The organism is Massilia sp. CT11-108 (assembly GCF_047302915.1).
Taxonomy (GTDB): Bacteria; Pseudomonadota; Gammaproteobacteria; order Burkholderiales; family Burkholderiaceae_D; genus Telluria; species Telluria orientalis.
Genome location: NZ_JBKYMO010000263.1, coordinates 1 through 8,009, shown reverse-complemented (window position 1 = coordinate 8,009; position 8,009 = coordinate 1). Strand labels below are relative to the sequence as shown.

General features: G+C 68.2%; 6 protein-coding genes and 2 pseudogenes. 4 read left to right on the top strand and 4 right to left on the bottom strand.

Translation table 11 applies throughout. From position 1 onward, the window contains the following. A pseudogene (locus ACEN88_RS19575) lies at positions 1 to 277 on the bottom strand (lactate utilization protein C); the annotation flags it as partial. Then, positions 274 to 1,029 carry a (Fe-S)-binding protein gene (locus tag ACEN88_RS19570; RefSeq protein WP_413342199.1) on the bottom strand — a complete coding sequence of 252 codons (756 nt, stop codon included), beginning with the start codon at positions 1,027 to 1,029 and terminating at the stop codon, positions 274 to 276. The pseudogene ACEN88_RS19575 and the gene ACEN88_RS19570, both read right to left, overlap by 4 nt. A 100-nt stretch (positions 1,030 to 1,129) precedes the next feature. On the opposite strand from ACEN88_RS19570, the gene ACEN88_RS19565 reads away from it, so the two are divergent. Together ACEN88_RS19565 and ACEN88_RS19560 are read left to right on the top strand one after the other, a co-directional pair. After that, the gene (locus tag ACEN88_RS19565; protein ID WP_413342197.1) at positions 1,130 to 1,822 is read left to right on the top strand and encodes a FadR/GntR family transcriptional regulator; all 693 of its coding nucleotides are present in this window, start codon (positions 1,130 to 1,132) and stop codon (positions 1,820 to 1,822) included. A 145-nt stretch (positions 1,823 to 1,967) separates the two neighbouring features. Then, positions 1,968 to 2,339 carry a hypothetical protein gene (locus ACEN88_RS19560; RefSeq protein WP_413342195.1) on the top strand — a complete coding sequence of 124 codons (372 nt, stop codon included), beginning with the start codon at positions 1,968 to 1,970 and terminating at the stop codon, positions 2,337 to 2,339. On the opposite strand, the gene ACEN88_RS19555 is transcribed toward ACEN88_RS19560, so the two are convergent. Next, entirely contained in the window at positions 2,340 to 3,083 is a 744-nt protein-coding gene (locus ACEN88_RS19555; RefSeq protein WP_413342194.1) for a metallophosphoesterase family protein, read from the bottom strand. 1 nt (position 3,084) lies between these two features. Beyond that, positions 3,085 to 3,798 carry a 7-cyano-7-deazaguanine synthase QueC gene (gene queC, locus ACEN88_RS19550; protein ID WP_413342192.1) on the bottom strand — a complete coding sequence of 238 codons (714 nt, stop codon included), beginning with the start codon at positions 3,796 to 3,798 and terminating at the stop codon, positions 3,085 to 3,087. A 94-nt stretch (positions 3,799 to 3,892) separates the two neighbouring features. On the opposite strand from queC, the gene ACEN88_RS19545 reads away from it, so the two are divergent. Together ACEN88_RS19545 and ACEN88_RS19540 are read left to right on the top strand one after the other, a co-directional pair. Further along, entirely contained in the window at positions 3,893 to 5,785 is a 1,893-nt protein-coding gene (locus ACEN88_RS19545) for an autotransporter assembly complex protein TamA (protein WP_413342190.1), read from the top strand. Next, positions 5,785 to 8,009: pseudogene (locus ACEN88_RS19540) on the top strand (hypothetical protein); the annotation flags it as partial. The gene ACEN88_RS19545 and the pseudogene ACEN88_RS19540, both read left to right, overlap by 1 nt.

Genomic DNA, 8,009 nt, shown 5'->3' with positions numbered 1-8,009 from the left:
GCGCTTCGGCGCTCGCGCTGTCGACGAGGATGCGGCGCACGCCCGCGTCGGCGATGCGTTGCGCCAGCAGCGCGGGCCATTCGTCGGCCCGGGCGCACCACGCCTGCGCGCGCACGGCCTCCAGCGCGGCCTGCATGCGCTGCGCGAGAACGTGTGGCGGCGCGGCGCCGCGGCGCGCGTCAAAATGGGCGTCGATGCGGAGTTCGAGATCGTTGATGTCCGCCCCGTGCGGAGCGGCCGCGCGCAGGCGGCCCAGGATGCGGTCGCGTGCGCTCATGCCTGTTCTCCCGCGCCACCAATTCGGCGCCACAGGAAGCTGGCCAGATGCTCGACGGCGAGCGGCGCGCCCTGGTGCTGCGCGGCGTGGCCGATGTTGAGCAGGCAGGCGCAATCGGCCGACACGACGCGGCGGCAGCCCGTCGCGCGCATGGACGCGATCTTGTCCGTGACCATGGCGCCGGAAATGTCCGCATGCTTGATCGAGAACGAGCCGCCGAAACCGCAGCATTCGGATTCGTGCTCGTGCTCCACGCGCGTCACGCCGGGCACCGCGTCGACCAGCGCCACGCCATGGGCCCGCGTGCCCATCTCGCGCCGCGCGGAACAGGAGGTGTGCAGGACGACGTCCTCCGGCACCACGGGCGCCCCGGCCGGCAGCTTCCACTCCAGGACGTGCAGCAGGAACGCGCCGAACTCGACCACGCGTGCCGCCACGGCCTGAGCCTGCGGGCTCAGGGCCGGGTCGGCGCGGAACAGCTCGGGCCAGTGCTTGCGCATCATGCCCGCGCACGAGCCGGAGGGGACGATGATGGGCCAGGGTTCGGGAAACAGGTCCAGCTGGGCGCGCGCGACGGCCCGGGCCTCGTCCGGGTTACCGCTGCTCCAGGCGGGCTGTCCGCAGCAGCTCTGGCCGCGTGGGTAGTGAACGGTGACGCCGGCCGCTTCCAGCACGCGCACGGCGTCGAGCCCGGCCTGCGGCATGAACAGGTCGATCACACACGTACCGAACAGATACACGTTGCGAGTCATGCAATGTCTCCAAAAGGGATTGTGTTTTTTCTTTTAGTTGTCAGATCTTTCCAGTATTCTCAGGGCATCACAAACTGGTTGGGCCAGAGCAGGAGAAGTCGTGGGACAAGTCAAGTCGGTCACCAGCAAACTTGAAGAGGCATTGCTTGAAGGCACTTTCCCGGCCAACTCGAAGCTGCCGTCGGAGCGCGAGCTGGCCGAACGTTACGGGGTATCGCGCAACACGGTGCGCGAGGCGATCCAGCAACTGGGGGCGCGCGGGCTCGTGCGCATCCGCCCGCGCAGCGGGGTGTTCGTGTCGGACCAGTTGCGCACGGGCGCGACGTCGCCGTGGGGCCAGCTGATCGCCGACAGCCCCGCGCGGCGCGAAGACATCCTGGAATTCCGGCGCGTGCTGGAAGGCGCCACCGCCTATTTCGCCGCCCTGCGCGGCACGGACGACGACCTGGAACGCATCCGCGGCGCGATGGCGCGGCTCGACCAGGCGCGCCGGGACAGCAACCATGCCGCCGAATCGCGCATCGACGTCGAACTGCACGAGGCGATCGCCCAGGCCTCGGGCAATAGCATGTTCCTGCACCTGCACAGCAGCGTCACGAAGATGATGCGCGAGCACATCATCCGCAACGTCGACGGCTTGCGCGAGCTGAATCAATCGGTGTCGGAAATCCTGGCGCTGCAGCACCGCACGATCTGCGACGCGATCTGCGCGCGGCGCCCGGAAGAAGCGCGCACGGCGATGCAGACGCACATCGACTACGTGCGCAGCCGGTTCGACGCGGACGAGGGATAGCCGACGCTGGTTGGGCCAGCGCCGTTCGTCCGCCTTTGCAACGCTCCGCCCCCCGAAAAATGCAGTTTGTCGCAGTCAGATGGAGCGCATCGGGACGTATGGATACAGTACGACCATCCGATCAACGACACCCCGAGGACCCATCATGAAAAAGACCGCCGCCATCATCATCCTGTTCCTGTTCGCCCTGCTCGTCTGGAACGTCTTCACGTTCGGCGACAGCGTCGTCACGATCGGCGACGAGGACATCGGCGGGCCGCTGGGCGCCGTGCTGGCGACGGTCTTCGCGGGCGGCGGCATGCTGCTGGCCGGATTGATCATGCTGTTCGTGGGCGCCGTGCTCGCCGTGGTGTTCGCCGGCGTGGGCGTCCTGGTCATCGGCGGCCTGGCCCTGGGTGCCTGCGTGCTGGCCCTGCTGATTTCGCCGCTGCTGCTGCCGCTGCTGGTGCCGCTGGCGATCGTGTGGTTCTTCGTGAGCCGCTCGCGCAAGCACCGCATCATGCAGCAGGCGGTGTAATCAGATCCCTTCGATTAATCTCATCGCGAACACGATCGGCAACCCGGCCGCGATCACCTTCCGCGCGGCCGCGCCGTGGTCGTACGGCACCCTGAAATACTGGATTTCACGCGCGACATCGTCGAACAACGCATAGCACGCCGCGTTGTTCTGGTCGCGCGGCTGGCCCACGGCGCCGGGGAGCACGAGGTACTGGTGCTGCGGCTGCAGCGGGATCACCTCCCCGGCCTGCGGCACGTGGCGGCCCATGCGGCCATCGTCGGCGCGGCGGTACAGCGCGGGCGCATGCACGTGGCCGGAAAACACGATGCGGCTGCCGCTGGCGCGGATGCTGCGTTCGGCCTCCTCGATCCCAGTCACGTATTCCCACCGCTCGGGCGCATGCGCGCTCGCATGCACGAAGCACGCGTTCCCGTGCCGTTGGACGAGGGGCAGCGCGGCCAGGAACGCCAGCTGCCCGGCTTCCAGCTGGCCGCCCGTCCAGGCGATGACTTCGCGCGCTTCCGCATGCATGCGCGGATTCAACGGCCGCGTGACGGCAACATCGTGATTGCCCTGCACCGCGACGGCGCCCCGCTCAACGTACTCCATCACGGTGCGCACGACCCAGGCCGGATCGGCGCCGTAGCCGACGAAGTCGCCCGTGAACGCATATTGGTCGACGTGCTGGCGTTCCGCGTGCGCGAGGCAGGCCTCGACGGCTTCGCGGTTCGCGTGCAGGTCGGTCAGCAGCGCGAGGCGCATGTCAGCTACCCAGGCGCTCCCGCGCGTACTGCTCGTAGCCGCGTGCACGCAGCTCGCACGCCGGGCACTTGCCGCAGCCATGGCCCCACGCGTGCGCGGCGCCCCGTTCGCCCAGGTAGCAGGTGTGGGTGTCGAAGCGGATCAGGTCGACGAGCGCCTCGCCGCCGCACTGCTCCGCCAGTTGCCACGTCTGCTTCTTGTCGATCCACATCAGCGGCGTCTCGACCTTCAGGCGCGTGGCCATGCCCAGGTTCAGCGCGACCTGCAGCGCCTTCATCGTGTCGTCGCGACAGTCCGGGTAGCCGGAGAAATCCGTCTCGCACATCCCGCCCACGAGCACAGTCAGGCCGCGGCGGTACGCCACGGTCGCCGCCACCGTCATGAACAGCAGGTTGCGGCCGGGAACGAAGGTGTTCGGCAAGCCGTTGGCCTGCATCTGGATCTCGACGTTGCTGGTCAGCGCCGTGTCGGAAATGCGCGAGATCAGCGACAGGTCGATCAGGTGATCCTCGCCCAGGCGCTGGTCCCAGGTGGCCGACAGCGCGCGCATCTTCGCGAGCACGGGCGCGCGCACGTCGAGTTCGATCGCATGGCGCTGGCCGTAGTCGAAGCCGATGGTTTCCACGTGCTCGTAGCGTTGCAGCGCCCACGCGAGACAGGTGGTGGAATCCTGTCCTCCGCTGAACAGGACGAGGGCGGTATCGGGTTGGTGCATGATGGGTTCCTGTAATGACGTCGTCGCTGAGTCGTCCGCCATCTTATTTGACAATCAGTTAAGATGTGCCCGGCAAATTGACGAATGGAGCGACATGATTTCCGCACGACCCGACCCATGCACGGCGATGGCGCCGGCGCGACCACGAATTTTGGCACAAATCGTGCTGGCCGTGAACGCGCTGTGTGTCGTCCCGGTCGCGGCCGCGCAGGATCAACCTCCCCCCGAAGCACCCTCTCGAGCCATCGACTACGACGTGCGCATCGACGCGCCGCGCCAGCTGCGCGACCTGCTGGAAAACAACCTCGACCTGATGCGCTGGCGCGGCAACCCGCGCCTCGACATGGAGCAGCTGCTGCGCCTCGTACGCACGACGCCCGAGCAGATCAAGACCCTCGTCGCCACCGAAGGCTATTACACGCCGAAGGTGTCCGCCGACCTCGACACGTCGGGCGCCAAGCCGCGCGCGCTCGTCGACGTCGAACCGGGCGAGCCGGTCGTCGTGGGCGACGTCGACATCGAGTTGCGCGGCTTCGTCCCGTTCGACAAGGGCAGCGCCCCGATCGACGCGGCCGCCCTCCGTAACCGCTGGACTCTGCCCGTCGGCGCGCGCTTCCGCACGGCGGACTGGGAAGCGGCCAAGCGCGGCCTCGTGCGCCAGGTGGCGCAATCGCGCTTCCCGCGCGCGCAACTGCTCGATTCTTCCGCCACCGTCGATCCGGACACGCACCGCGCACTGCTGAAGGTGGTCATCGACAGCGGCCCGGACGCCCGCTTCGGCGGACTCAAGATCGAGGGCCTGCAGCGCTATCCGGCCAGCGTGATCACGAACCTGAACACGATCCGCCCCGGCGACGAATACAACGAGGCTGTGCTGCAGGCGCTGCAGGGCCGCCTGCAGGACACGAGTTATTTCGCCAGCGTGGAAGTGAGCGCCGACATGTCGTCCGTGATCGCGTCGCAAGTGCGGGACCTCAAGGAAAACGAGGGCGCGACGCCGCAGCCGCCGTCCGGGCCCGCGACCTTGCCCGCGACGTTGCCCGTCCTTGTGCGCGTCACCGAGAACAAGCGCAAGAACGTGGCGCTCGGCGTCGGTTTCTCGACCAACACGGGCGCCCGCACGCAGGCCGAGTACGACGACCTGAACGTGTTCGGCAAGCGCATGAAGAGCAACGTGCTGTACGAACAGAAGCACCAGGCCGCGAAGGCCGAGTTCTACCTGCCGACGACGACGGGCGGCTACAACAACAGCTTCGGCGCCGGCTACGACCGCCTCGACGCCAACGGCCAGATCACGCGCACGACGAGCATCCACGCCAAGCGCGCGTGGGGCTCGCCGCTGCTGGAAAAGACGCTCACGCTGGAAGCGCTGACGGAACAGGTGACCATCGACGACCTGCCGACCACGCGTGTAAAAAGCGTGCCGCTGACGTTCTCGATCACCAGGCGGAAGCTGGACAGCCTCGTGCAGCCGTCGCGCGGCTATATCGTCAACGCGCAGGTCGGCGGCGCCTTCCTGCCCGTGCTGACGGACGAGAAATTCGTGCGCATCTACACACGCGGCCTCGTCTACAAGCCCGTCGGCGAGTCCGGGACGCTGATCATGCGCGGCGAATTCGGCGCGGTCGGCTCGAAGGACAAGAACGGCGTGCCGTCGACATTCCTGTTCCGCGCCGGCGGCGACCAGTCCGTGCGCGGCTACGGCTACCAGCAGCTGGGCGTGCCGGTCGGGTCCGCCATCACGGGCGGCCGCTACCTGCTCACCGGCAGCGCCGAATACGATTACTGGTTCAAGCCGCCGTGGGGCGCGGCCGTGTTCTACGACGTCGGCAACGCGGGCGACAATTTTCATGACCTGAAACCGAAGGTCGGCTACGGCGTCGGCGCGCGCTGGCGCAGCCCCGTCGGCCCGATCAACGTCGACGTCGCCTACGGCAAGGCGGTCCATAAAGTCCGCCTGCATTTCTCACTGGGATTCACGTTCTGATGGAAGCCGATCAACAAACGCCCCAAACCCCGGCGCCAGTGCGCCGCTGGCCGCGCCGCGTCGGCATCGGCGTGGTCGTCGTCGGCGTCGTGCTGGGCGGCGCCGTCTGGTACCTGGGCCGCGAGACCACCCTGCAAATGATCGCCCAGCGCGTCGCCAACGCGAGCGGCGGCAAGCTGACCCTGTCCGGCGTCTCCGGTTCGCTGTACGGCCACATGCACATCGGCCACGTCGTGTTCCGCAGCGAGACGTCCGTGACGACCGCGGACGACATCGACATCGACTGGAAGCCCTGGCAATACCTGTCGCGCGGCGTGGAGATCGACAAGCTGTACGCGCGCGTGGTACGCGTGGAAACGCTGAAGGAATCGACGGAACCGACGACGATGCCCACGCGCCTCGCGCCGCCCTTCAAGATCGCGGTGGAAGATGCGCGCCTGGCGAAAGCCATCTTCGTGAACAAGGGCGCGACGACGGAAATCGACGACATCCGCGTGCGCGTGCACGGCGACAAGGCGCAGTGGAAGCTCGACTACGCGTCCGCGAACACGCCGTGGGGCCAGGTCGCGGCCAAGGGCAGCATCGCGAACACGCTGCCGTATAAACTCGATGCGGATGCAAGCCTGACGCAGTCGCAGCCGGCGGCGCCGGCGCAGACCGAGGCGCCGCCGAGCCTGGGCGCGCAGCTGAAACTGCACGCGTCGGGCGACCTGCAGAAGACCGTCATCGACGCCACCGGCCAGGCCGCGCGCGCACAGGGCAAGGCGCAGATCGTGATGTCTCCGTTCGCGGACATCCCGCTGCAGGCGTTCACGCTCGACGCGCACAACATCGACCCCGGGTTCTTCAGCCCGACGCTGCCGAGCGCGGACCTGAACCTGGCCGTGGCGGTCCGGCTCGACCCGAACCGCAACATCGCCGGCACCGTGAACCTGACGAACGACGGCGCCGTCGGCACGCTCGACCAGCAACGCCTGCCACTGCGGGCGATGCGCGGCCAGCTGGGTGGCAGCCTGACGTCGATGCGCATCACCGACGTGCTGATCGACGTGGGCAGCGCCGGCCGTTTCACGGGCAGTGGCAGCGTGCAGCGCGGTCCGGACGAACAAGGCCTCGGCACGGCCGAATTCGCACTGCACACGGACCGCTTCGACCTGCACGACGTCTACGGCAGCATGAAGCCGACGCAGATCGCGGGCGATATCAAGGTCGCCAACACGAAGGACACGCAGACGCTGGACGTCAACCTGTCGGACGCGGGCCTGCGCCTCGCCGCCCAGGCCGCGCTGGCCGACAACGTGCTCACCGTGCGCGACGCGCGCCTGTCCGCGGGCAAGAGCAGCGTGCGCGTGACGGGCAATGCGAACCTCAAGGACAGCAAGCCGTTCAAGGCGAATGCGGTGGTGAGCCGCTTCAACCCGGCCGACTTCGGCAAGTTCCCGCAGGCGGACATCAATGCCGAGATCAACGCGGCCGGCGCGCTCGCCCCGCAGTGGAAGGTCGCGGCCGATTTCGCCGTGCGTCCGAGCCGGCTGTTCGACCAGCCGCTGTCCGGCCGCGGCAAGCTCGATGCGGATGCCACGCACGTGCACGACGTCGATGCGGCGCTGGCGCTGGGCCAGAACACGGTCGACTTGCGCGGTGCGTTCGGCAAGCCGGGAGAACGGCTGACGTGGAAGGTCGACGGCAGGCAGCTGTCCGCCCTGCGCAGCGACCTGTATGGCGCCGTGCTCGCGAGCGGCGTCGTCACCGGCACGATGGCCGCGCCGCGCACGACGTTCGAGGTCGATGCGCGCAACCTGGGCTGGGTGCCGCGCGAACGGAAAAACGACAACGGCTCCGTCCATGCGAGCGGCGAGGCCTGGCTGTCCGGGAAAGAAGGCGCGCGCAGCGTCGAAGTCACGGCCAAGGGCGACATGCAGCGCCTGAACCCGGCCGCCTTCGGCTCGCCGCTGGCCGGCAGCATCAACGGCGGTTTTACCGCCAGCGGCCGCACGGGCGCGAACATGGGCGGCGCCGTCGACCTGGCGCTGCAGGATTCCACCTTGTCGAAATCGCCGCTGTGGGGCCACGCCAGGCTTGCGGCAGACAAGCGCCATGTGTCGAACGCCGACGTCGACCTGCACCTGGGCGGCAACGTCGTCGCCGCGAAGGGCGCGTTCGGCAGCGGGCGCGATACGCTGAACTGGCGCATCGACGCGCCGCAGCTGGCCGCGCTGGGCCC